General features: G+C 73.8%; 18 protein-coding genes. 1 reads left to right on the top strand and 17 read right to left on the bottom strand.

What is annotated here, in order from left to right; genetic code table 11:
• Positions 1-178 precede the first annotated feature (178 nt).
• From ABZ833_RS44180 to ABZ833_RS44160, 5 genes are all read right to left on the bottom strand, one after another.
• Positions 179-3742, bottom strand: coding sequence for a DUF5302 family protein (locus tag ABZ833_RS44180; protein ID WP_361059334.1), 3564 nt, complete (start codon positions 3740-3742; stop codon positions 179-181).
• Between the two features lie 109 nt (positions 3743-3851).
• A complete protein-coding gene (locus ABZ833_RS44175) occupies positions 3852-4808 on the bottom strand; it encodes an aromatase/cyclase (RefSeq protein ID WP_361059375.1) in 957 nt (318 codons plus the stop codon).
• Positions 4809-4842: 34 nt separating this feature from the next.
• Positions 4843-5625: a 3-oxoacyl-ACP reductase FabG gene (fabG, locus tag ABZ833_RS44170; protein ID WP_361059332.1), complete on the bottom strand. Its 783-nt coding sequence runs from the start codon at positions 5623-5625 to the stop codon at positions 4843-4845.
• Between the two features lies 1 nt (position 5626).
• Positions 5627-7396 carry an FAD-dependent oxidoreductase gene (locus tag ABZ833_RS44165; protein WP_361059331.1) on the bottom strand — a complete coding sequence of 590 codons (1770 nt, stop codon included), beginning with the start codon at positions 7394-7396 and terminating at the stop codon, positions 5627-5629.
• A 49-nt stretch (positions 7397-7445) separates the two neighbouring features.
• Entirely contained in the window at positions 7446-9047 is a 1602-nt protein-coding gene (locus tag ABZ833_RS44160) for an AMP-binding protein (protein WP_361059329.1), read from the bottom strand.
• A 160-nt stretch (positions 9048-9207) separates the two neighbouring features.
• Here ABZ833_RS44160 and ABZ833_RS44155 point away from each other — a divergent pair, with 160 nt between their 5' ends.
• On the top strand, positions 9208-9690 hold the full coding sequence (locus tag ABZ833_RS44155; RefSeq protein WP_361059327.1) for a nuclear transport factor 2 family protein: 483 nt from the start codon (positions 9208-9210) through the stop codon (positions 9688-9690).
• Between the two features lie 24 nt (positions 9691-9714).
• Here the strand turns inward: ABZ833_RS44155 and ABZ833_RS44150 are convergent, their stop codons facing one another.
• The 12 genes from ABZ833_RS44150 to ABZ833_RS44095 all read right to left on the bottom strand — a co-directional run.
• Positions 9715-10632 (bottom strand): MBL fold metallo-hydrolase, encoded by a 918-nt coding sequence (locus ABZ833_RS44150; RefSeq protein WP_361059325.1) that lies wholly within the window; start codon positions 10630-10632, stop codon positions 9715-9717.
• 35 nt (positions 10633-10667) lie between these two features.
• On the bottom strand, positions 10668-10931 hold the full coding sequence (locus ABZ833_RS44145) for an acyl carrier protein (protein ID WP_361059323.1): 264 nt from the start codon (positions 10929-10931) through the stop codon (positions 10668-10670).
• 72 nt (positions 10932-11003) lie between these two features.
• Positions 11004-12260, bottom strand: coding sequence for a beta-ketoacyl synthase N-terminal-like domain-containing protein (locus ABZ833_RS44140; protein WP_361059321.1), 1257 nt, complete (start codon positions 12258-12260; stop codon positions 11004-11006).
• Positions 12257-13522: a beta-ketoacyl-[acyl-carrier-protein] synthase family protein gene (locus tag ABZ833_RS44135; protein WP_361059319.1), complete on the bottom strand. Its 1266-nt coding sequence runs from the start codon at positions 13520-13522 to the stop codon at positions 12257-12259. Before ABZ833_RS44135 ends, ABZ833_RS44140 begins: the two co-directional genes overlap by 4 nt.
• A gap of 55 nt (positions 13523-13577) precedes the next feature.
• Positions 13578-14342, bottom strand: coding sequence for a thioesterase domain-containing protein (locus ABZ833_RS44130; RefSeq protein ID WP_361059318.1), 765 nt, complete (start codon positions 14340-14342; stop codon positions 13578-13580).
• A 123-nt stretch (positions 14343-14465) separates the two neighbouring features.
• On the bottom strand, positions 14466-15287 hold the full coding sequence (locus tag ABZ833_RS44125) for an AfsR/SARP family transcriptional regulator (protein WP_361059316.1): 822 nt from the start codon (positions 15285-15287) through the stop codon (positions 14466-14468).
• A 219-nt stretch (positions 15288-15506) separates the two neighbouring features.
• The gene (locus tag ABZ833_RS44120) at positions 15507-16337 is read right to left on the bottom strand and encodes a 4'-phosphopantetheinyl transferase superfamily protein (protein ID WP_361059314.1); all 831 of its coding nucleotides are present in this window, start codon (positions 16335-16337) and stop codon (positions 15507-15509) included.
• Between the two features lie 80 nt (positions 16338-16417).
• The gene (locus ABZ833_RS44115; protein WP_361059312.1) at positions 16418-17167 is read right to left on the bottom strand and encodes an acyl carrier protein; all 750 of its coding nucleotides are present in this window, start codon (positions 17165-17167) and stop codon (positions 16418-16420) included.
• A gap of 179 nt (positions 17168-17346) precedes the next feature.
• Positions 17347-18177 (bottom strand): AfsR/SARP family transcriptional regulator, encoded by an 831-nt coding sequence (locus ABZ833_RS44110; protein ID WP_361059310.1) that lies wholly within the window; start codon positions 18175-18177, stop codon positions 17347-17349.
• A gap of 408 nt (positions 18178-18585) precedes the next feature.
• Positions 18586-21870 carry a condensation domain-containing protein gene (locus tag ABZ833_RS44105; protein ID WP_361059308.1) on the bottom strand — a complete coding sequence of 1095 codons (3285 nt, stop codon included), beginning with the start codon at positions 21868-21870 and terminating at the stop codon, positions 18586-18588.
• Between the two features lie 378 nt (positions 21871-22248).
• Positions 22249-22860, bottom strand: coding sequence for a ScbR family autoregulator-binding transcription factor (locus ABZ833_RS44100; RefSeq protein WP_361059306.1), 612 nt, complete (start codon positions 22858-22860; stop codon positions 22249-22251).
• A 67-nt stretch (positions 22861-22927) separates the two neighbouring features.
• The coding region (locus ABZ833_RS44095) for a carboxyl transferase domain-containing protein (protein WP_361059302.1) at positions 22928-23844 on the bottom strand (917 nt) is incomplete at its 5' end.

Here is a 23844-nt window from a genome sequence, read left to right as displayed (position 1 = left end):
CACTGAACGCCTCTCCTCGAGTCCGGGTGGAAGTGCTCTCGACTTACGCTCCGGTGTTCCTGAAGCCGGGCCCCGGCGGGCCAAGAGCATTCCTCCGTCTTTTCTTGAGCGGTCCAAAAAAAAGCGCTGCGACACCCCGTGATCGGGTGTCGCAGCGTTGCCCAAAAGGGGCTTTCGATCAGCCGGTCTTGCGGCGGAAGTTCCGCTTCTGGCCTGCGGGATTGTTCATGTTCTTGACCTTCGCACGGCCTTCTTCGTGCGCCTGCTTGGCCCGCGAAGCCTGCGACTTGCGCTCCAGCGCCGCCTTGAATTTCGCGCGTACCGCGTCCGCGCCCGTGCCCGTGTTCTCGTCCTCGTTGCGGTTGCTCTGCGGAGTTTCAGTCATACGGTTCTCCTCGCCGTAAGGAACAGCCCTGCCGGAGTTGCACGGCATCACCACTGTCACGATCGGAGCTGGACGTTCGGTCGAGCGTCGCTCGCGCTGAAAAGCATAAGTCGGCAGATCGACGGGGACCCCCGTGCTGAAGACCCGCTCCCAGGCGATGTCCTGCCCCGCCACGTGCAGCGCGCCCAACGCCCGGACCAGGTCGCGTACTTCATGCACCGGTTCGTCCGTTCCCGGTGTCGCCCGCTGCGAGGCCACGAACACCGCGGGAGCACGCACACACGAGGCACCCACCGTGGACAGCGGCCCGGCGGGACCGCACTCCACGTACCGGCCCACGCCCGAGCGCTCCAACGTGCGCACCGCGTCCACGAACCGCACGTCCTCGCGTACCTGCCGCATCCAGTACCTCGGATCCGCCACCTCACCGGCCGTCACCGCGCCGCCCGTCACCGTCGACACCCAGGCCGTCGACGGCTCACGGAACACGCACTGCGTCACGGCCCGCACGAACTCCTCCGCGCCGGGCTCGCCCGCCTGCGTCCACCGGCCCCGCGCCGTCACCAACCGTGCCGCATCCGCCAGATCCAGCCCCCCGGCCGCATGCGCCGCCGCCACCTCGCCCACCCCGTGTCCGGCCACCGCGGCCGGCGCCACACCCCACGACGTCCACAGCCGGAACAGCGCCACGTCGACCGCGAACAACGCGGGCTGCGCGAACTCGGGCTCATGGATCAACGCCGCGTCGGGGCCGTCGTGCGCGGCGAACAGCACCGCCACCAACGGCAGCCGCAGATACGGATCGAGCGCGGCGCACACCTCGTCGAGGGCCCGCCGAAACTCCGGGAACGCCGCGTACAACTCCCGCCCCATGCCGACGCGTTGACCGCCCTGACCGGTGAACAGCACCGCGAGGTCCGTCCCCGCGGCCGCCGTCCCCGCGACGAGGCAGGGGTGGCCGCGGCCGTCCGCGAGAGCGCGCAGGGCCTGTGCCGCCTCGGCGGACGACGCGGCCACGACGCTCGCACGGTGCTCCAGGTGGGGGCGGTGCCGGGCGGCGGTGTACGCCACGTCGAGGAGACCGGCGTCGAGTGTGCCGTCGAGCAGGCTCGCGAGCCGGGCCGCGTTCTCGGCGCGGGCCCGCGCGGTGCGGCCCGAGACGGTGAGGACGACCGGGCCCGGTGCGGTGCGGCGCGGGCGGCGGCCGGTGACGGCGCCGAAGTCCACGGCGAATCCGTCGCACCACAGCGTGGCGGCCACATCCTCCAGAGCCTGGCGGGCCTCCCGGTCGCGGTGGCCCGTGCTCAGGACGCGCGGCTGGTCGGCGCCGAGGCCGTCGACGGTGTCGAGGCCGTGCTGCAGCGTGTGGTGCGCCACGGGGTGCGGTGTGATCTCGACGACGCGCAGCCGGCGCCCGCCGGCGAGCTCGCGGGCGGCCTCGATCAGGCGCGGGCCGGCGCACCGGCTGCGGGCCCAGTACGCGGCGTCGAGGTCCGTGCCCTCGACGTACCCGCCGGTGACGGTCGACCAGAACGGCACCGCGGTGGGCCGGCCGCGCAGAGCGCCCAGGGTCTGTCTCAACTCCCTTGCCCCATGGGCGTGTTCGGCGTCGAGGCGGGACAGGGCGACGATCAGGCGGGCGCCTTCCGCGAGCGGCAGGGCGTGCGCGAACACCGCGGCGGCGACCTCGCCGGTGCCCTGCCCGAGGACGACGGCGGGCTCGACGCCCCAGGCGCGCAGGGTGCGGGCCAGGGCCGTCTGGAGGGCGAACAGGACGGGCTGGGCGACATCGGTGCGCCCCAGGCGGGAGGTGACCGGGTCCGCGAGGAGTTCCGCGGTGACCGACCATCCGGTGAAGGGCCGCAGGGCCCGGTCGCACGCGTCGAGGGCGGCCCGGAAGGCGGGGTCGCCGAGCAGGGTGCGTCCCATGCCGGGCCACTGCGAGCCGCGGTCGGAGAAGCAGAAGGCGAGCGCGTCCGGTGTGACGGCGCGGTCCCGGGTGTGGGCCGCGACCTGTGTGCGCAGTGCGCCGGCCAGTTCGCCGGAGTGGGTGACGGCGGCGACGACGCGGTGCGTGCCCGGGGCGCGGCCGAGCAGTTCGGGCGCGTACCAGGCCCCGTCCGCGCGGCTCCGGCCGGTGAGTTCGTCGGCGGCCGCGCGCAGGTCGTCCGCGCTGTCGGCGGCGAGCGGCACGAACAGGCGTCGCCGGTGCGGAGCCTCCTCCAGGGCCAGGTGGGCGTGGGCGCCGCCGGGGCCGAAGCCGCCGACACCCGCGTAGCGGCGGGCGTCGCCCGGCCACGGCGTGCGCGCGGTGGCGGCTTCGAGGCGGCTGGTCCCGGTGCCGGTGCCGGTGAGCGGGTCGGGGGCGGTGACCTGACGGTCGGCGGGCAGCTCGCCGTGGTGCAGGGCGAGCGCGGTCTTCATCAGGCCGACGACGCCCGCGGCGGCTTCCAGGTGACCGAAGTCGGCCGTGCCGGAGCCGATGAGCAGCGCCTGGGTGCGGGCGGCGTCGGTGAAGACGGTGCCGAGGGCTTCGGCCTCGACGGGGCCGCCGGGGCACGTGCCGCAGCCGTGAGCCTCGACGTAGGAGACCTGCCCGGGGCCGGTGCCGGCGTCCTGCCAGGCGGCGCGCATCACGTCCGCGACGCCGTCATGGCCGACGGCACTGCCGCGGATGACGGCGTAGACGCGGTCGCCCGCGGCCAGCGCGTCGGACAGGCGCCGCAGTACGAGGACGCCGCAGCCCTCACCGCGTACGTGTCCGGCCGCAGCGTCGACGGCGTGCGGGTCGAGCACCACGTGGACGCCTCCCGCGAGAGCCAGGTCCACCTCCGCGTCGCGCAGGCTGCGCACGGCGAGGTGGGCGGCGGTGAGCGAGGAGCCGCCCGCCGTGGCGACGACGGGCGCGTGGCCGGTGAGGCCGAGGGCGCGCGCGATGCGGGCCGCGACGGTGGAGGTGTCCCGGCGGGCCGCGCGGTGCGGTCCCGTGGTGGCCATGAACACGCCGGTACGGCTTCCCGGGAGGCTGTCGTGGACGATCCGGGCGTCCTCCAGCGAGGCCCAGGCGGTCTCCAGCGCGATGCGCTGGCGGGGGTCCATGTGCCGGGCCTCGGCGGGCGGGATGCGGAACAGGTCCGCGTCGAAACCGTCGATGTCGTCGAGGAAAGCGCCCCGGCCGGTGGGCGTCGTGCCAAGGGCCCCCCGGTCGGCGCCGTCGAGCAGTGCCTGCCACAGGGTCGCGGGGGTGTCGACGCCTCCCGGCAGACGGCAGCCGATGCCGACGATCGCGATCGGCTCGTGGGCTCGCGGGTGCCCGCGGGCGGGCGTGGTGTGCCGGTTCACCTGGACCAAGCTCATCTGCCCATCCTTGAAGTTCGTCGAACCGGTGCCGTCGGCCCCACCAGCCTGGTCGCAACGGCTCGAGCGGGGCCGGAGTGCGGTCGAGGCGCGGTCGAGGTGCGGGACGTCACAGCACGCGGATCGCCGACTCCGCGTGCCGCCTGGCCAGTTCGAGGGTGGCGGTGGAGTTCCGGCCCAGCGCCTGGCGCACGTACCGGCGGGCCGTGGTCAGGTCGGCGGCCGGGCCCAGCACCCGCGTCACCGCCTCCTCGCGCAGCACCACGCTGTGCTGCGAGACGACCGTCACGCCCGTCTCGTCGGGCACGACCGACCACTCGCCGGTGTGTGCCTCCATCAGGGCGGGCGTCACCGTCTGCTTGTAGACGATGCGCCCGGCGTGCGGGAAGCAGACCCGCACCGACTCGGTGGTGTGCGCGTTGCCGTCGGCCGTCAGCGTCTCCATGGACATGACCTGGACGCCGGGGCTGTCCTCCGTCAGGTCCAGGCGGGAGACGTGCGGGATCAGGTCGGGCCAGTCGCCCACGCGGTACAGGAAGTCGTAGACCAGCTCGGCCGGCCCCTTGACCCGCACGGAGTCCTCGAAGGACAGGACGAGCTCGTCCAGGCGCGTCCAGCGCGCGGCGAGGCGCTCGATGTTGTCCAGCTCGGCACGGGAGTTGCTCTCGCAGGCGCTCGTCACCCACGCGACGTCGTCGGGGCGGTCGTCGGCGACCGTGAAGTCGTGCAGCAGCGTCAGCAGGCTGGTGCCGCCCGGCCGTTCCTCCACGATCCAGCTGCCCCGCATGGTCTGGACCGGTGCCTGCGGCCGGGTCTGGTGGAACTCGATGCGCCGCTCCTGGGGGTCCTGCACCCGCTGCGAGATCCATGAGCGGACCTCTCCGTTGGCCGTCGCCCACATCCGCAGCCGTTCGTGCGTCCCGTCGAACTCCAGCCGCTCCACGTGCACGTTCGGCGGAAAGTACAGCGGCCACTGCACCGCGTCCGAGATCAGCCCGTAGACGACACCGGCCGGCGCGTTCACCTCGACGGAGTGCACCGTGCGGTGCACTCGCTCGCTCGACACCACGTTCACGTCTTCCTCGATTCCTTGACGAAGGTCAGTAATTGCCCAGACCGCCGCAGACGTTGAGCGCCTGCGCGGTGATCGAGGCGGCGGGTGCGGAGGCCAGATAGCCGACCAGGGCGGCCACCTCCTGGGGCGTGCTGTAGCGGCCGAGCGGGATCTTCGCCTCGAACTGCGTCTGCACCTCCTCCTCGGTGGTGTCCCAGGCGGCCGCGTAGCCCTGGCGCACCCGCTGGGCCATCGGGGTCTCCACGTAGCCGGGGCAGACCGCGTTGACGGTGATGCCGCGGGGGGCGAGCTCCCGGCCGAGCGCCTTGGTGAAGCCGACGACGCCGTGCTTGGAGGCGCTGTAGGGCGCGCCGAGCAGGACGCCCTGCTTGCCTGCGGTGGAGGCGACGTTGATGATCCGGCCGCAGGCGGCGTCGGTGAGGCCGCCGTTCTTGAGCACTTCGCGCGTCACCAGGAACACGCTGTTGAGGTTGGTGTCGATGACGTCGTACCAGAGGTCGTCGGTGAGGTCGGCGGTCACGCCGCCGCCGCTGCGCCCGGCGTTGTTGACGAGCACACTGAGGGGCCCGTACGTCGAGACGGCCTCGGCCACGAGCGCGGCCACGGACTCGCGGGAGCGCACGTCCGCGGCCTGCCCCGCGACGTCGAGGCCCTCCGCACGCAGGTCCTGCACGGTCTGCTTCACGTCCTGTGCCGTGCGGGCGCACAGGAAGACCCGGTGCCCGTCGCGGCCCAGCTGCCGGGCCGATTCAAGGCCGATGCCGCTCGTGGCTCCGGTCACCAGTGCGACGGGACGGTGGTCGGGCATGTCAGTGCTCCTCGAGGTCGGGGGTGGCGGCGCGCAGGAGGAGACCCGGCTCGCGCCGTGCCTCGTCGGCGAGGGGGACGGGGGGCGCCAGCGGGGCCAGGGCCCGGCGCAGTGCCGGGCGGGACAGCAGGGAGCCGCGGGCCGCGACGTAGCCGTCGGGCCGTACGAGGATCCACGCGCCGGGCAGCAGGCCGAGCGCGGTGCGCAGGTGCCGGTCGGGGTCGGCGAGCGGCGCGGGTCCGTCGGGCCCGCTGCCGCCGGCGGTCCTGACCGACAGCCACTCGCCGTACTGGGCGGCCGCGGTGACGGCCACGCCGACGGGGACGTCGCCCGGCCCGTGACCGCCCGCGGCGAGCAGCAGCGTCCAGCGCGGATCGCGCAGTTCGGCATAGAAGGCCCGGAGGGCAGGGCCGAGCGCGTCGGGCGTCCGGACGGCGGTGGCCCGGTCGCCGGGGCCGGGGGCCTGCGGGGCCGGCTTCCGCGCGCTCATCAGGACGGATCCGGCGTCCGCGAGGTAGGTGAAGGTGCGGGAGTCCGCTGTGGTCAGCGACGACGCGCCGTAACCGATCTTCAGGCCCGACATGCCGCCCAGCACCTTGCGCTGCACGGCCCGGCGCAGCGGCCGCACCGTGTTCACGACGTGCAGGGCGATCGGCAGGACCACGCCCGCGAGCGCGTTCTTCAGCTGGACCAGGGTGGTGGCGGTGCGCGTGGAGCCCAGCAGGGCCGCGCCGACGGGGACGCGCTCCTCGCTGTAGGTCTTCAGCAACTCCGCTCCCGCGTGGCCCTGTTCGACCATGGCCAGCTTCCAGGCGAGGTTGTACGCCTCCTGGATACCGGTGTTCATGCCCTGCCCCGATGCGGGGCTGTGCACATGCGCGGCGTCGCCGGCCACGAGGACGCGGCCGCCCTGCATGCGCTCCACCATCCGCTGCTGGAAGGTGAACACGGACGTCCAGGACGGCTCGCCGACCCGCACCCGGTGGCCGAGGCCCGCGCTGAGCTTGGCGGAGAGCAGCTCCTGGGCGCGGCCGGGCCGGTCCGCGCCCGGGGTGGGCACGGTGTCCAGGATCCGCCAGTGCCCGTCGCGGGCGTAGGGCACCATCATCAGGGCCTGCCCGCCGGTGTGCGTCCAGTAGATGCTGTCGGGCTCCACCTCGGTGTCGACCGGGACGTCCGCGAGCATCCACGTCTCGCTGCTCTCGCCGACGAGTTCGAGGCCGAGGCGTTTGCGTACGGTGCTGTGGCCGCCGTCGCAGCCCACCAGCCAGGACGCCGTGCACACCTCCTCGCGGCCGTCGGCGTGCACCAGGTGTGCGCGCACCGTGTCGGCGTCCTGCGTGAAGTCCGCCAGGCGCACACCCCATTCGACGTGCACCCCGAGCCGGGCCACCGCCGAGCGCAGCGCGGCCTCGGTCTCGGTCTGCTCGATGACCAGGGTGTACGGGTAGCGGGTGGGCATCGTCGCGTAGTCGGCCCGCAGGCGCACCCGGCGCCGCCCTCCGGCGTACATGGTGAACGCCTTGTTGCGCCGTCCCCGGGGCAGCACGTCGTCGACGATGCCCATCTGGTCGTACGTCTCCAGGGTGCGCGGGTGGGTGGCGACGGCGCGGCTGGTGCGGGCCGGCCCCGGCGCGGCGTCGATCAGCCGCACCCCAAGGCCGCGACGGGCGAGTTCGTGGGCGGCGGTCAGTCCGACGGGGCCCGCGCCGACGATCAGCACCTGGATCGAAGGGGTGGGACCGGCCGGCCGGCCGACGGGGTTCACCATGGTCTGCTCCAGGGTCGGTGGTGGGTCGCGGGGGCGGTCGCGGGGCGGATCATGCGGCGGCCCGGTGCAGCAACTGCAGCCGTACGGAACGTCGTTCGGGCTTTCCCGTGGGGGTGCGCGGCACGGCGTCGATGGCCTCGGCGAACCGGATCCGCTCGAAGGAGGCGAGGTGTTCGTTGGCCCGCGAGGTGATCGAGTCGAGGACGTCGAGGATGCCGAGGCCGGGCAGGGCGTCCCCGGGTGCGCGGGACTCGCCCTCGGCGTCGTCGGTCAGGACGATGCCCGCCCAGACCACCGCGCCGTGCTCGGCATCGGGCCAGTCGGCCACGATGCAGTCGGCGACGCGCGGGTCCTCGCGGATGACCTGCTCGACCCGGCTCGGTGCGACGATCTCGTTGTCGTGCTTGAAGACGTCGGCGAGCCGGTCCACCAGGCGCAGGGCTCCGTCGTCGTCGAGGCGGCCGATGTCGCCGGTGGAGAACCAGCCGTCCGGGTCGATCCGCCCCCCGTGCCCGCCCTCCAGATATCCGGCCATCACCTGCGGTCCCCTGACCTGGACTTCGCCGGTCGACCGGGCGTCGACGGGCAGGCCCGTGGTCAGGTCGACGAGCCGGCATTCGGTGCCGGGCACCACACCGCCGACCGTGCCGGGGCGGTAGCTGCCGGGCTGCTGGCAGTGGGTGAGCGGGGAGAGTTCGGCCATGCCGTAGCCCTGGATGACCGGGACGCCGAGCCGTTCGCGCAGTGTGCGCGCCGCCTGCGGGGCGAGCGCCGAGCCGCCGGAGAGCACGGCGGTCAGCCGCGGCCCGGGGTGGACGGCACCGGCGAGGCGTCCGTCCCCGGCCAGGGCGTGCAGCCGGGCGGGCAGGCCGTAGTAGTGGGTGGCGCCCGCCTCCGCGGCGGCGGCGAGGGACGCGACGGGGTCGGGGTCCTGGCACAGCACCTGGCAGGCACCGGCGTACATACCGGAGTTGAGGTGCATCACGTGGTAGAGCGGCAGGTGGTTCAGGGTGACCGAGTCGGCGTCCACGTGGTGCGCCAGGGCGATCTGCTTGGCGTTGGCGACCAGGTTGCGGTGGGTCAGGAGAACGCCCTTGGGGCGGCCGGTGGTCCCGGTCGTGAACTGCACGCAGGCGACGGCTCCCGGGTCGGCCGGGGCTCCGGTGTGCCGGGCCGGCACACCGTCCAGGGCCTCGTGCAGCGGCACGGTGCCGCCGGGCACCACGCTGTCGGGGGCGTCCGTGACGACGATCGCGCGCAGCGCGGGCAGGTCGGCCCGCATCTTGGCGAGCAGCCCCGCGGTGGCCGCGGGCACGAGGGCGATCTCCACCTGTGCCGTGGCAAGGACGTGACGCAGACCGTCCTGGCTGACCAGCGGGTTGACCAGGACGACGGTGGCGCCGCTGCGGGCCGTGCCGTAGTAGGCGGCGGCGAAGACCGGGTCGAGGGCGCTCGCCACGCCGACGCGGGCGCCGGACGCGTCGGGCAGCGCCCGGCGCAGGAAGGCGGCGATCCGGTCGGCCCACGCGTCGAGTTCGGCGAAGCCGACCGAGCGGGCCGCGGTGCGGATCGCGACGCCGTCCGGGTCGCGCCGTGCGGCGCGTCGCAGCAGTCCGTCGACGGGGAGGTCTGGATGGGCGAAGTTCGGCAACGCGCGTTCTCCTCCGGCTCCGGCTCTGCGGGCGTACCCCGCTGGACGCACTCACCGTCCGCCGGAGCGCTCGAGGAATCTTCGAAGAGCGCTCGATCGGCACCACAGACAGTGTCGGCATCCGATGCAACGGACCGGTGACGAAAGGAAGGGACGGGCCATGGCCATCGACGTACTGATCCCTGCCGAACCCGCCTCATCGCAGGAGGGGTTCGGCGCGCTGTACGCGACGATCCAGCAGTTCTACGCGCACCAGATGCAGCTCTTCGACGACCACGACGCCGAACGCTGGGCGGGTACGTTCACGGAGGATGCCGTCTTCGTCGTGCCCACCCTGGACGCGCCGGTGCGCGGACGCGCATCGCTGGCCGCGAACGTGCGCCGCAACAAGGAGCAGCAGGCGCGCAGCGGCGAACAGTTGCGGCACTGGATCGGCATGCTCGACGTACAACCGCAGACCGACGGGACGCTGCGCACGCGGGCCTACGCCCTGGTGTACGCGACGCCCCGGGGCGGCGGGTCGACGGTGTCGCGGGTGTGTGTGATGGAGGACGTGCTGGTGCGCTCGCGCGGCAAGTGGCGCGCCCGCTCACGCCTGGTGACCCGTGACGACCTCGCCCCGGCCCCTGAGAGCGCGGCCTGACCGGGCCCGGGGCGCAGACGCCTTCTAGGCCCGGCAGGCCGGCAGGCCGCCGTGGTGCTCGGCCATCTCGCGAAACAGCGCGGGGATGTCCAGCGGGTCACCGGGCGCCGTGCCGAGCTCCTCGGCGTAGGCGCGGTGCAGGTTGGGCACGAGGCGCTCGGCGTCGAGCAGGTCCGCGTACGGTCCAGGCCCGGCCTCCCGGGCGGTCTCCAGCGGGGTGAGGCCGGCCGCGATGCCGTCGGCCGCAAGGCGCTGGAGCCGGCGCAGATAGCCTTCGTTGGTGTCGAACAGCTCGGGGCCGCCGACCGGGCCGTGTCCGGGCACGACGGTCACGGCGCCCAGGGCGCGCAGCTGCGTGAGGGCCTGCAGCGATCCCGACACCGAACCCATCGGGCAGAACGGCGTGGCGCCCGCCATCACCAGGTCACCGGCGAACAGCACCCGTTGGTCCGGCAGCCAGACGACGGTGTCGCCGGTGGTGTGGGCGGGCCCGGGGTGCAGCAGCCGGGCCTGCTGTGCGCCCACGTAGAGGTCCATCCGGTCCCGGTAGGTGACGGCCGGCACGACGATCTCCAGATCGCCCCAGCACACGTCCGGCCACAGTCCTGTCAGGTGCGTTCCGGCCGCGGCGGCCTCCTGGCGGGCCCGCTCGTGGCCGACGACCGTGGCCTCGGGGAAGACGAAGTTGCCGAAGGTGTGGTCGCCGTGGAAGTGCGTGTTGACGAGGAACCGCGGCGCCCGCCCCGCCACGCGCAGGACGTGCTCCCTGAGCCTGCGGGCCCGCGCCTCGGTGGCCACGGTGTCGATCAGGAGGCACGCGCCGTCCGCCACCAGGAGCCCGGCGTTGTTCAGACACCAGCCGCCGTCGGGCTGCACGTAGGCGTGGACGCCGTCGGCGACTTCTGCGAACCGGCCCGCGGTGAGGGTGTCCTGCGCATCCACTGCTGCATCCGCCGCTGCATCCACTGCGGCGCCCCTCAAGCCGCGGCGCGCGCGGCCAGTGCCCCGTTGACGAGGTCGAGGTACTGGCGCGGTGTCTCCACCTCGGCCAGTGCCTCCTCGTCGAGCATCACGTCGTGGTCGCGCTCGATGACGCCGGTGACCTGAAGCAGCGCCAGGGAGTCGTAGTCCAGCTGTGGGAACGAGGTGTCCAGGGTGCCCTCGTCCAGGAAGACCCCTTCGTCCCCGCCCGCGGCCTCGCGCAGCAGGACGGCGAGTTCGGTCAGCTCCAGCCGTTCCATCGTGTTGTTCCTCATTCCTCGGTTGCCCCGGTTGTCTTGGTCTTCGGGGTCTGTCGTGAGCTGTCGGTTCGGTCAGTGCGCGCCGCGCACGACCGTCGCCGCGTTGAAGCCGCCGCGGCCCCGTGCCAGGACCAGGGCGTGGCGCAGCCGGGCCGGGCGCGGTGCACCGGTCACCAGGTCCACCGGGCAGTCGTCGGCGGCCCGCACGGTGCCGGCCGTCGGCGGGATCACCTGATCGCGCAGGGCGCACAGGGCGGCCGCCAGGTCGAGCGCGGAACCGCCCGAACCCAGCCGCCCGGTCAGCGACTTGGGTGCGGTGACCGCGACCCCGTACGGGCCGAACAGCTCGGCGAGGGCCGCGGCCTCGGCCCGGTCGGCGTCCCGCTCGCCTGCCGCGTCGGCGAACACCACGTCCACGTCGGCGGGGTCGATCCGGGCGTCGGCGAGGGCCAGTCGGGCCGCGGCGAGCAGCCGGGGGGCGCCCGTGCCGGGTGCCGGGTCGAACGTGGCGGCGCAGCCCTCGACGGTGCCCAGCACGGCGGCGCCGCGGGCGCGGGCCGCGTCGGCGTCCTCCAGGACGAGCAGGGCGCCGCCCTCGCCGACCACGTGCCCCGACGCGTCGGCGTCGAAGGGCAGATAGGCCCGGCGGGCGTCGCCGCAGGTGCTCATGCCGCCCGCTGCCAGTTGCGCGGTCCAGCCCCAGGGGCACAGGGCGGCGTCGAAGCCGCCGGTGAGCACGGCGCGCACACCCGTACGCAGCCGGCGGCGGGCCTGGGCCACGGCGTCCAGGCCGCCCGCCTGCTCGCTGACGACGACACCGCTCGGCCCGCGCAGTCCGTGCCGGATGGACAGCTGGCCGGAGTTGGCGGCGTAGAACCAGGCGAAGGACTGGTAGGCGCCGACGTGCCGGCGCCCCTTGCTCCACAGCGCCTGCAGTTCGCGCTGGCCGAACTCGAAGCCGCCCAGGGCGTTGGCGGTGACCACGCCCATGGCGTAGTCGGGCAGGTTCGCGGGGTCCAGGCACGCGTCGTCCAGCGCCTCGGCCGCCGCGGCGAGCGAGAGCCGCGTCACCCGGTCCGTCTGCGGCAGCAGCTTCGCCGGTACGTGGTCCTCGTCGACGAACTCCGCGACCTCGCCGGCGAGCGTCGCCGGATACGCGGAGGCGTCGAAGCGGGTGACGGGAGCGATGGCGGGCTCGCCGCGCAGCGTCGCCTCCCACCAGGTCCGGGCACCGATGCCGCCGGGCGCGACGACACCGAGCCCGGTGACGGCCGCTCTCACGTCGCGCCGCTCGATCAGGCCGGTGTGTTCGGGGGCCACGGCGGTCATGCGGCCGCCCCCAGGTGCCGGGTGGTGAGCACCATCGCGCTCTGGAACCCGCCGAAGCCGCTGCCGACGCTGAGCACGGTGTCGGTGCGCTGCTCGCGTGCCGTCAGCGGTGTGTAGTCGAGGTCGCAGTCCGGGTCGGGTTCGTGCAGGTTGGCGGTGGGCGGCACCGTGTCGTGGGCGATGGCCAGCGCGCTGGCGGCGATTTCCAGGGCGCCGATCGCGCCGAGCGAGTGGCCGATCATCGACTTGATGGAGCTCACCGGCACCCGGTGCGCGTGCTGTCCCAGGCTCGTCTTGAACGCGGTCGTCTCGTGCTTGTCGTTCTGTTTGGTGCCCGAACCGTGAGCGTTGACGTAGTCGACGTCGGTGGCGTTCAGGCGGGCCTCGTCGAGGGCCAGCCGGATGGCCTCGGCCATCTCGCCGCCGTCCAGGCGCAGTCCGGTCATGTGGTACGCGTTGGAGCGGGTGGCGAATCCGCTGATCTCCGCGTAGACACGGGCGCCGCGCCGTACCGCGTGGTCGTGGTCCTCCAGGACGAGCACCGCGCTGCCCTCGCCGAGCACGAACCCGTTGCGGGTGCGGTCGAAGGGCCGTGAGGCCGTCCCGGGCTCGTCGTTGCGTGCCGATGTGGCACGGATCGCGTCGAACGACGCCAGGGTGATGGGGGTGATGGGTGCCTCCGAGGCGCCCGCCACCATGACGTCGGCGCTGCCCTCGCGGATCAGCTCGACGGCGTGGCCGAGCGCGTCGAGCCCGGAGGTGCAGCCGGTGGAGACGACGGCGACCGGCCCCAACGCGCCCGCGTCGCGGGCCACTTCGGCCGCGACGGAGCTCGGTGCGAGGTAGTCGCCGAGCCGGGCCTCGGCCCGTGTGTGGTCCAGGAGCCACCGGCTGCCCGACTCGCTGACGTGCGCGTACACCTCGTCGAGGCCGCTGCTGCAGCCGACCGCCGTGCCCAGGGTGACGCCGGTGCGCTCCCCCTTCGCGGCGAGTGCGACGCCACTGTCGGCGACGGCCTCCCGGGCCGCGACCAGGGCGAACTGCGCGACGCGGTCCAGGCGGTGCGCCTCGGCGGGGTCGAAGCCGTGGTCGGCCGGATCGAAGTCGGCCTCGGCGGCGATCTGCGAGCGGAACGTGGCGGCGTCGAAGCGCGTGATGCGGCGGGTCGCGGTGCGCCCCTCGGTCAGCAGCGACCAGAAGTTCCCGGTGCCCACGCCGCCGGGCGCGACCACCCCGATCCCGGTGATGACGACTCGTCTCATCGATTGCCCCTCATGTCGGTCGGCTCCTGTTCCTGTGCCGGGCCCTGTCGGGCGCTCAACAGCCGGCGGCGACGGGCGCAAGCCGCCGCACGACCCGGCTCGCGCGCCCGATCAGGCGCGGCAGTTCGCGGCCTCGTACGAAGAAGTGGTCGCCCGGCACCGTGCGCAGGGCGAACGGGCCGGTGGTCCAGTGCCGCCACCCCGCCGCGGCCCCGGCCGGGGCCAGCGGGTCGCTGCGGCCCGCGACGGCCAGTACCGGCACGTCGAGCGGCCCGGCGGGCGAGGGCCTGCGGGCGGCGGCGCGCAGGGCGTCGGCGAGCAGCAGGTCGTCCCGGAGCACGGGCATCACGACCCGGTCCCAGAGGCTTCCGGGCGCCGTGCCTCCGGGGAGGTCCGCGAGCCCGCCGAGCAGGCGCAGCATGTCCTCGTCCTGGGCCCGGCAGGGGTCCGACGGGCCCAGGGGCGCGTCGGGCGGCGGGCAGGCGCCGAGGACGAGCAGTGCGGGGCCGGGCAGACCGGCTTCGCGCAGGGCCCGGGTGATCGTGTAGGCGACCAGGGCGCCGAGGCTGTGCCCGTAGATCAGGTACGGGGTGGACCGGGTGCCGGTGCCGTCGGCCCGGGTGAAGTGGTGCAGCAGGTCGGTGAGCAGGGCCTGTTGCCCGGTGACGCGCGGCTCGCGGCGCCGGGTGTCACGGCCGGGCAGCAGATGCGGCACGGTCCGCGCGCCGGGCCCGAGGTCGCGGCTCCAGCGGGCGAAGGAGGAGACGCCGGCCCCGGCGTGCGCGAAGCAGTGGACCGGCAGGGACCGTTCGTCGGACATGCGGCGTCCTCCTCGGGGGGCGTGCGGAACGCGCCGGTGGGGCGGTCCGGGGTTGCGCGGGCGCCGGCTCGCGGAGCTCACCGTCCACGAGGCTGCCGGGCGCGCCTCGACGGGCGCTGGGGCTCAGGCCGCGTACAGGTTGAAGGTGGAGCCGCGGCGTGGTCCGCAGCTGACGTCGAGGGCCGGGTCGACGGCGAGCATCGCCTGGTGCAGGCGCTGCAGCTGGGGCGAGGGCTCGACGCCGAGGTCCTCGACGAGCCGCAGGCGCAGCCTGCGGTAGACGTCGAGGGCGGTGGCCTGGCGCCCCGAGCGGTACAGGGCCACCATCGCCTGCGAGTGCAGCCCCTCGTGCTGGGGGTGACGGGCGATCAGATCCGCGAGCTCGGCGATGACCTCGGAGTGCCGGCCCAGCCGCAGGTCGGCGTCTATGCGGCGCTCGACGGTGACCAGGCGGCTCTCCTCCAGGCGCATCACTTCGATCTCCAGGATCGGCCCCGTGCTCACATCCACCAGGGCGGCGCCCTCCCACAGCCCGAGCGCCTCGCGGAACTGTGCGGCGGCCCGCTCGTCGTCGCCCGCCTCGAACGAGGTCTGCCCCCCGGTGACCAGCTCCTCGTACCGGTGCACGTCGACACACTCCGGTGGCACCTGCAGCAGGTATCCGCCGTGCCGGGTGGCGAGGACTTCCTTGGCGGTGTCGGGCGCGTCGGGCCCCATCGCCGTGCCGAGGCGCCGGCGCAGCTGCAGGATGTACGTCTGCAGCGTGGTCATCGCGCTCTGGGGCATGTTGCTCACCCAGATCTCTTCCATGAGCGTGGACACGGGCACGACGCGGCCCGGATAGAACGACAACAGCGCGAGGATCTGCCTCGGCTTGCTCGCGGTCGGCACGATGGACACCCCGTTGACGTCGGCGCTCAACGGGCCCAGAACCTGAATCTGCACGGCTTCCTCCCATACCCGGTCGAGTCCGCGGTGGTTCGAAACCACCGGCGCGTCGCACGGTAGCCGTGTTCTCCCGGCCGCCCCCGGTATCTCCACCGCAGCTCGAGCACCGCTCCAAAGCGACCGGCCGGACCTGGGGCACGCCAGGGCGTGCGGACAGCACACAGCAGGGCTCCGGTGCGGGAACAGGCCCGCTCGGCGCGCGCCCGGGGACGGGCTCTAGCCGGGGGCTCCCACCGGCTGCGGCAGGCGCAGCCGCCGCGGTGCCTCCCGGCTCCAGGGGAAGCCGTGGTGCAGGTGGAGGACGGGGTCCTCGTCGGGGCCCGTCATGACGGTGACGGCGACGAGCACGCCGGGTTCGGGCTCCAGCTCCGCGAAGCGCCACCGTCTGGGGGGTTCGTCGTCGGGCGGCTGGAAGGCGAGCACGCCCCGGTCATCGGCGAGCGTGAACACGAAGGAGTCGAAGGCGAGTCCGAGGCCGATGCCGCGTGCCTTGGCGTACGCCTCCTTCAGCGTCCACAGCCGCAGGACCCGGCGATCGCGCGCCCGGCCCGGGGCGGCCTGGGCCACCCAGGCGATCTCCTGGGGCGCGAAGCTCTCCACGATGGCGTCCAGGCCCCGGTCGCCGCGGTCGAGCCGTTCCACGTCGACACCGATGCGGTGGCGGCGCACCACACCGAGCAGGTTGTACCCGCCCGCGTGCGACAGGTTGAAGTCCAGTTCCCGGCCGCCGCGCGGCAGCCCTTCCACGGGCTTGCGCAGGAACGGCCGGCCCCGCGACGAGCGCCAGAGCACGGCCTCCGCCTCGGGGATGCCGCTCTCCAGAGCCAGGACCCGGCGGACGAGCGCGTGCGCCACCAGGTACTGGCGCCGGTCACGGTCGAACAGGAAGCGCCCGGCGGTCTCCTGTTCCTCCTCGTCCAGCCAGTTCGTCGCGAGCACGGTGGCGATGGCCGGACCGAGGGCCTCGTTGGGGCAGAACCACAGCTTGACGGGTGCCGCGGCCTGCGGCACCCGCTCGGTCGGGTCCACCGGTGCGGGAGACGTCATGCGGGCGGCTCGCTCCCCCGGCCGGTGCCGCCGGTCTCGCATCGGATGAGTGTGTCGCTGTGGCCCATGTGCGTGCCGTCTCAGTCCTGACGGGGAAGCAGGGTGAGGGCCTGGTCCACGGTGACCCGCCCGTCGCGCACCGCGTCGAGCAGCTCCTCCAGCGGCATCGGTCCGGCGGCCCGGGGCGGCGCCACGGCGGCCGGGTCGGGGCCGGGCGCGGGCAGTTGCGCGGCGATGTGGGCAGCCAGCGCCCTGAGGCTGGGGTGGTCGTACAGCACCCCGGAGTGCTCGCGCAGTTTGTACACGAGGTTGATGACGGAGACGAACTCCCCGGCGAGCCCGGTGTCCACGCCGAGGGCGGAGAAGGGCTCGTCGGTGTCGACGTCCCACGGGTCGCAGCACAGGAGGCGGGCGATCTCCTCGCGCAGGATGTCGAGGACCGGCGGTGCGGGCACGGAGGCGCGGGAGGCGGGTGCGGGCACCGCGGACGCCGCCACGGACGGCATCGGCACCGTGGCCGGCTGCGCGGGCATCGCGCGGGCCGGTGCCGGCGCCGTCTCGCGGGCCACGTACCGGGCGAAGCGCTGCGGTGTGGGGTGGTCGAGGAGGGCGGCGGGCTTGATCGCGGTGCCGTAGTACGCGTTGACCGTGGCCACGTACTCCACGGCGAGCAGCGAGTCGACCTCGCAGGTGCGGAACGTGTGCTCCGGGTCGATCTTCTCCGGCTTGATGCGCAGTACGTCGGCGAGCATGCGCACGACCCGGGCGAGCACGTCGGCATCGTGGGCGGCGGGTGCCGCCGTGAGGACGATCTGGGGTTCACGGGGCATGAGGGGGGCTCCAATGGTCCTGGGTGCGGTACCGGGCGGCTTCGTCCGGTGGTACGGGCATGGTGAGGAGCAGGTCCCGCGACGCGGCGAGCCGCTGGGCGCGTTCGCCGCCGGGGGCAGCGCCCTGGCCACGGCGGTGAGCCGGCACACCATCACCCCAGGGACCTCGGGTGCGGCCGTCAGCCCACGCGGGTCAGCCGCTCCCGATCGGCGCCGGCGGGCTCCGTGCTGTGCTCCGGATGGGCGATCAGGATCGACCGCTGCAGTCGGCGCAGACCGGAGGAGGGCTCAAGTCCCAGCTCCCGTACGAGAGTTGCCCGCAGCCGCTGGTACACGTCGAGCGCCTCGCTGCGGCGCCCCGAACGGTGCAGGGCGAGCATGAACTGGGCGTGCAGGTTCTCGTGCGTGCGGTAGCGGCTGACCAGGACGGTCAGTTCGCCGAGGAGTTCACGGTGGCGGCCGAGCCGCAGGTCGGCCTCGATGCGCTGGTCGAGCGCGCACAGCCGGGTCTCCTCCAGGCGCCTGGTCTGCATCTCCAGCTGCGGCCCCGCCTGCACATCGGCGAGTGCGGAGCCGGTCCACAGCGCGAGGGCGTCGCCCAGCTCGCGGGCCGCACGCGGGAAGTCACCCGCATCCATGGCGCGGTAGCCGAGTCCGGCGAGCCGGTCGAACTCACGGACGTCGCTGGAGCCGCCGGAGGTGCGGAGCATGTAGCCGCCCGGGGCGGTGGCCAGGACGTCCTTCGGCGTACGCGCCGGGGCGCCCGCGGGGTCCTTCTCCAGTGCCGTCGCGATCATTTCGCGCAGCTGCAGTACGTACGTCTGCAGGGTGGTCCGCGCGCTGCGCGGCGGGCGGTCGCCCCAGAGCTCCTCTATGAGCGAGTCGACGGGCACGACCTGATCGGCGTGCAGCGCCAGCAGCGTCAGCACCTGTCGCGGCTTCGGGGCCCGCGGCGTCACCGAGACCCCGTTCTCCCTGACGGCCAATGTGCCCAGTACTTCGATGTCCACGGCGTTTCCCCTCTTCGTGCCTGAGTCATCAGTCGCCCGAGGCCCGTCCCTCACCCTGTCTCGGTATGCTGAGTTAAAAACAGGACGGACGGTTTGTCAATACTAAACCGACCGTGCTGTTTTGACTGCCCATCATGCCCCTCGTCGGCTTCCCGGCTGGAGAGAATCAGGCTTTTAACTGGTCAAACATGGACATTGAACACAGATGTAAACAGGGAATGTTGCCGTTCCCTCACCCTCAAAGGTGCAGGTAAAGAGTCCATGCGGTCTGTTATTGGGGATGTCCGTGGCCAGGCCGTGCCGCGCAGCCCTCCCCACGGGACGATCCGCGCTCTAGCCCGTCACGAGTCCAGAGCGTTCGAATGACTGGGGATGACCGGGGTGAGCATCCGGACAGGGACATCTGGCTCAGGCGTCGCCGGGCCGCCGGGCCGTCTCGCCGAGCAGGCACGCCAGGCCGCCCACCGTCACGTCGGTACCGGTGTCGGCCGTCAGCACGGCCGTCCGGGTGCGCAATCCGTCCGCCGCGAGGCGGCGGGCCGTCTCGTAGGCGCCCGCACCGCCGCCCGAGAAGGCGACGAGCAGCAGCGGCCCCGCTTCGGCCGGCGCGCGCAGCGCCCGGTGCCAGGCCCGGGGCCCCTCCGGCGAGAACCGCAGCAGGATCACCGTCTCCGGCCCCGCGTGCTGCCGGGCGAGGCGGGCGTACCAGGCCCGGGGAACGTCCGGCGAGGGCACCAGGCAGATGACTCCGCCCGTTCCCTGACGTAGCGTCAGGAAGGCGGGCTGGGCGGCCGCCGTGACCGTCAGTCTGCCGAGCAGCTCGGCGATGGGCGTCGACTCGTCGGCCTCGTGGGGCAGTTCACGCAGCAGGTCGGCGCAGTCGGACAGCAGACCGGTGCCGTCCGCCAGCCGGGCACGGTCGTGGATCACGGAGAGCACCAGGCCGCCGGCCCCGTCGCGGCGCGCGACGAGGGTGACAGGGAAGGCGCTCGCGGCGCCCGTGGTCTCGGGGAACTCCATGCGGATGCCGTCCGCGGCGAACGAGGGCTCGAACCGTCGCAGCGGGTCCGGGCCGCTCTCGAAGACGAGCAGGCTCTCCGTTGTCCGTTCCTGCCCGAAAGGCCCGTCCGGCACCGCGCCGGTCCAGCCGTGGATCTGACCGGCCGAGACCCACTCGTACGACGACACGTCGATGGCCTGGTCCCGCAGGGCGGCCAGCAGGTCGGGCACGGTGGCGGCGGGGTCGACCTCGACCGAGACGGGCAGCGAGTTGCGCAGGGCGCCGGGCAGGAGCTCCACGCCCTCCAGCGGGATGCCCCGCCCGGAGACCGCCACGCTGAACCGCACCGGCATCGAGCCGTCCGCTTCGGCCGACCGGTACAGCAGCAGCGCCCAGGCGGCCTGCAGCGCGCCGCTCTCCGTGGCGCCCCACCGGGCGGCCCACGCGTCGAGGCGGGCGGCCTCGGAGGAGGTGAGCCGCACCCGCGCCCGCCCGGAACCGCTTCCCCGGGCGACGGGCGAGGCGATGACGTGGGACGGCACCGCGGCCGCGGGCCGCAGCGCGGAGTGCAGCCAGAAGTCCCCCGCGGCGGCGAGGTCCTGGCCCTCGATCCAGTGCGCGTAGTCGCGTACGTCCGGACGCCGGTCTCCGCCCGGCAGCGGGCCGTCCGCCAGATAGGCGCGGCAGAACTCCGCCACGAGCAGGCGCACGCTCCAGGTGTCGAGCAGCGCCAGGTGGTACGTGAGCAGCACCCGCGTGGCCGGCACGGCCGCGCCGATGTCGCCGGGGCCGTCGAGCAGCGTGATCCGCAACGGCCCCGGGGAGCGCGGATCGAGCCCGCGCCGCCGGTCGTCCGCGAGGGCGCCGGGCCCGGCGCCCCCGTTCCTCGTCCGCACCACCTCGGGCACGACCCGGTCATGGATGGTGATCATGGAGTCCGGGCCGTGGTCGAACGCGGACCGCAGGGCGGCCTCGCGGTCGAAGACGGACTGCCACGCGGCGGTGAACCGGGCGACGTCCAAAGGCCCGTGCCAGATCCAGCTGAGCTGTTCGATCTGCCGTCCGGTCCCGGGGTGCGCGTCGGCGTCGGCCAGCAGTTCGCGCTGCACCGGGCTGGGGGCGACGCTGCCCGTCGTGGGGTGCGACAGGCGGGCGCCGCCCGACAGCTCGTCCAGGACGTCCCGCAGTACGGCCAGGAGCCGGCCGGCGGACTCCTCGGTGACGCCGTCGCGTACGGCGGGCAGCCAGTCGAGCCCGACGCACAGGCGGCCGCCGCGGATCCGCGCGTCGACGTCCAGGGCGTACGAGACGGCGCCCCGCTGCGGCTGCTGTCGCGCCGCGCGGGAGCGCGCGTCCGGGGTGAAGCGCACCAGCACCGGCACGGGTTCGCGCAGCGCGAGCCGGAGCACCGGGTCGGGGGCGTGCTCGCGGCACGCGCCGAACGCGCCGCGGCCCAGGTCGCCCAGCGCCGGGGCGAGCCGGGCGATGAACTGGCGCGCGCTCTCCTCGTCCCCGCCCTCGAGCAGCACGGGCTCGGTCTCGGCGAGCGGTCCGACCGTCCGGGCGAGGGCGGGGCCGCCCTGCCGTCCGTCGAGGAACACGTCGAAGGAGGCGCGCTGGGTGCCGCGCCACCGGATCAGTGCCAACCCCATGGCACCGGTGAGCAGTTGGGCAGGTGTGAGGCCCAGGTCCCGGGGCACGGCTCCGGTCAGCCGCCCGGTGGCCGCACGGCCCAGGCTGAAGCCGGCGTGGCGGTGCGGGGCGCTGTCCGGCAGCGGGGCACGCGGGCGAAAGGCCCGGGCGGCCGCACGGCCTTCGGCGACGGCGTGCCAGCGGCCGGTCTCCCGGGGATCGGTGGCCACCACGGGCAGTGCGGCGCTCCAGTCCGCGTACCGCACGTGCTCGGCCGCGGGTTCCTCGCCGGGCCGGGCGAGCGTGGCCCGGAGGTCGGCCATGAGGATGTCCAACGAGAGCTGGTCGGCGACGAGTTCGTGGGCCACCAGCACGAGCCTGTGCCGCTTGCGCAGCAGCAGTGCGCACAGGGAGCCGCCGGTGGCGGGATCCAGGCGGCGGGCCGCCGCGGCGACGGCCTCGTGCTCGCGGGCGCGCGCGACGTCGGTGAGGACCACGCACTGGGCCGTGTACGCGAGCGGCTCCGTGTGCAGGGCGCCGCCCTTTGTCGTGTCGATTCGGGTTCCGAGCAGCGGGTGCGCCCGGGCCAGAGCCCGCAGGGCGGCGTCCACCGCGGCCGGGTCGAACGGCTCGGCGGCGTTCAGCGCCCGGAAGAGGCCGGGGCCGGGGGCGTCCTCGCCGTCGGCGCGCCGGGCCAGGTCGAGTTGGGCCGGCGAGAGGGGGACGGCCGGACCGCCGGGGGCGGTGAGCAGGTCGGCGACGAGACCGGCCGGGAAGGGGGCGGGGTCCTCATGCGGGGCACCGGGGACCGCGGCGCCTGTCCGCGGCTCGACGTGCAGCAGGTGGTGGTCGGGCCCGAGCCTTTGCAGCCTGTGGTGCCAAGGGCCGCCGCCGGGAGTGCGCCTGGCGGCGTGGTCGAGCGCCGCCGAGACGCGGCCGACGGCCAGCGGGCCCCGGACCTCCAGGACGGGCGGGACGTGAGGGGGCGCCTGGCCGGGGTCGACGACCACGGTCGTCGGCCCGTCGGCGAAGCGCTCGGCTGTGGCACGGCTGTCGCTCATCGGCATCCGGGGCGGGGCCCCTACCCCCTCTCACAGCGAAACGCTTTCGCCCTGCTCAGCACGGTAGCGGCGCTCGCTCGGCGCGTCCGATTTCCCCAGCGTCCCTGAAGCGCTCCCCCACCGGCCCTCAGGCGGACGCAGGAGCTCCCGCCGCAACGGCGTCGGCATTCCGTCAGGAGAGGGCGAGGCGTAGCCCGCCCCCCTGACGGGGGAATGAAGGGGGGACGGGCCGTGGGGCGGAGTTGCCGCCACGTCCCACAGTGGCAGCGCGCTCTTGAGAAGCACCTGAGTCCCACTGCACTGCAGCGGACGGCACCGGCAGCGATGCCGTGGCGGGCGCCGGAGGCCACGCGGGGGCGGGGGCGGTGTGGTCTGACCTCACCTGCGTTCGGGGCGGGCGGACACCACGACGTCCCCGGTCGCGATTCCGGGCAGCAGCAACTCCCAGAACCCGATGATCCGCCGCTCGGCGAGCCACTGCGGATCGGCCCCGGCCAGCACCTCGAAGCCCACGGTCGCCGCCACGATCGCCGCCGCGGCGTCGCTCGGCGACACACCGGGGGCCAGGTGGCCCTCCGACTCGGCGCGGTGCAGCGTCTCCTCGACCCACCCGTGCCAGGTCCGCACCGGGCCGGCTTCGGCACCCAGCGCACGCTCGAAGCTGAGATCGAAGCCGGCCCGGACGACGATGTCGTCCAAGAGGCGGCCCACCAGGCCGTGCGTCGCGTAGACGAGGACCTGCAGCGCGCTCGCCCTGGCGTGGCTGGAGAGCTTGACGAGTTCGTGGATCACGTCGGTGGCTGCTTCCTCGACCGCGTGGGCGAGCGCCTTCTTGTTCTCGAAGTGGAAGTGCAGCGCCCCGTTGCTGACACCTGCCCGCTTGCTGATCGTCGTGAGTGACGAGGGGACGTAGCCCTCCTCCGCGAACACCGCGGCTGCGGCATCGATCAACGACTTTCTCGTGCGCACCGCACGTTCCTGCTTGACCATTCGACTTCTCCTGTGGTCGCCGACGGGCGAGGCGTCTACGACCGTCCTGGTGATGCGGGGGGCGTGGTCACTGCGGGGGGTTGCCGTGCTTGCGCGACGGCAGTTCTGCGTGCTTGGTGTGCAGCATCGCCAGAGAACGGATGAGTACCTCGCGGGTCTCCGCGGGGTCGATGACGTCGTCGACCAGGCCGCGCTCGGCGGCGTAGTAGGGGTGCATCAGCTCGGCCTTGTACTCCTTGACCATCTTCTGCCGCATGGCCTCGGGGTCCTCGGCGGCCGCGATCTGACGGCGGAAGATGACGTTGGCGGCGCCCTCGGCGCCCATCACCGCGATCTCGTTGGTCGGCCAGGCGTAGGTCAGGTCGGCGCCGATCGACTGAGAGTCCATGACGATGTACGCGCCGCCGTAGGCCTTCCTGAGGACCAGGGAGATGCGGGGCACGGTGGCGTTGCAGTACGCGTACAGGAGCTTGGCTCCGTGGCGGATGATCCCGCCGTGCTCCTGGTCCACGCCCGGCAGGAAGCCGGGAACGTCGAGCAGCGTCACGATCGGGATGTTGAAGGCGTCGCACATCTGGACGAAGCGGGCGGCCTTCTCGCTCGCCTCGATGTCCAACACCCCTGCCAGGACATGGGGTTGATTGGCGACGATGCCGACGACGCGGCCGTCCAGGCGGGCCAGGGCGCAGATGATGTTGCGGGCCCAGCGCTCGTGGACCTCCAGGAAGTCGCCGTCGTCGACGAGCTCCTCGATGACCTCGGCCATGTCGTAGGGCCTGTTGCCCTCGACCGGGACGAGTTCGATCAGGGCGTCGGTTCGCCGGTCGGCAGCGTCCCCGCCCCGCATCACCGGCGCGGCCTCGCGGTTGTTCTGCGGCAGCATCGACAGGAGGTAGCGGACCTCGGCGAGGCAGGTCTCCTCGTCGTCGTACGCGAAGTGACACACGCCCGACGTCTCGGCGTGCACGTCCGCGCCGCCCAGGC

The sequence above is a fragment of the Streptomyces sp. NPDC047525 genome, assembly GCF_040643025.1.
GTDB classification, from domain to species: Bacteria; Actinomycetota; Actinomycetes; order Streptomycetales; family Streptomycetaceae; genus Streptomyces; species Streptomyces durmitorensis.
Note: the sequence above shows the minus strand (reverse complement) of the source record. Positions and strands in the feature narration are given on the sequence as shown.

Coding starts and splice junctions, on each gene's coding strand:
- ABZ833_RS44180 (WP_361059334.1), bottom strand. CDS start 3,742: ATGAGCTTGGTCCAGGTGAACCGGCACACCACGCCCGCCCGCGGGCAC.
- fabG (WP_361059332.1), bottom strand. CDS start 5,625: ATGCCCGACCACCGTCCCGTCGCACTGGTGACCGGAGCCACGAGCGGC.
- ABZ833_RS44165 (WP_361059331.1), bottom strand. CDS start 7,396: ATGGTGAACCCCGTCGGCCGGCCGGCCGGTCCCACCCCTTCGATCCAG.
- ABZ833_RS44155 (WP_361059327.1), top strand. CDS start 9,208: ATGGCCATCGACGTACTGATCCCTGCCGAACCCGCCTCATCGCAGGAG.
- ABZ833_RS44145 (WP_361059323.1), bottom strand. CDS start 10,931: ATGGAACGGCTGGAGCTGACCGAACTCGCCGTCCTGCTGCGCGAGGCC.
- ABZ833_RS44140 (WP_361059321.1), bottom strand. CDS start 12,260: ATGACCGCCGTGGCCCCCGAACACACCGGCCTGATCGAGCGGCGCGAC.
- ABZ833_RS44135 (WP_361059319.1), bottom strand. CDS start 13,522: ATGAGACGAGTCGTCATCACCGGGATCGGGGTGGTCGCGCCCGGCGGC.
- ABZ833_RS44130 (WP_361059318.1), bottom strand. CDS start 14,342: ATGTCCGACGAACGGTCCCTGCCGGTCCACTGCTTCGCGCACGCCGGG.
- ABZ833_RS44120 (WP_361059314.1), bottom strand. CDS start 16,337: ATGACGTCTCCCGCACCGGTGGACCCGACCGAGCGGGTGCCGCAGGCC.
- ABZ833_RS44115 (WP_361059312.1), bottom strand. CDS start 17,167: ATGCCCCGTGAACCCCAGATCGTCCTCACGGCGGCACCCGCCGCCCAC.
- ABZ833_RS44105 (WP_361059308.1), bottom strand. CDS start 21,870: ATGAGCGACAGCCGTGCCACAGCCGAGCGCTTCGCCGACGGGCCGACG.
- ABZ833_RS44100 (WP_361059306.1), bottom strand. CDS start 22,860: ATGGTCAAGCAGGAACGTGCGGTGCGCACGAGAAAGTCGTTGATCGAT.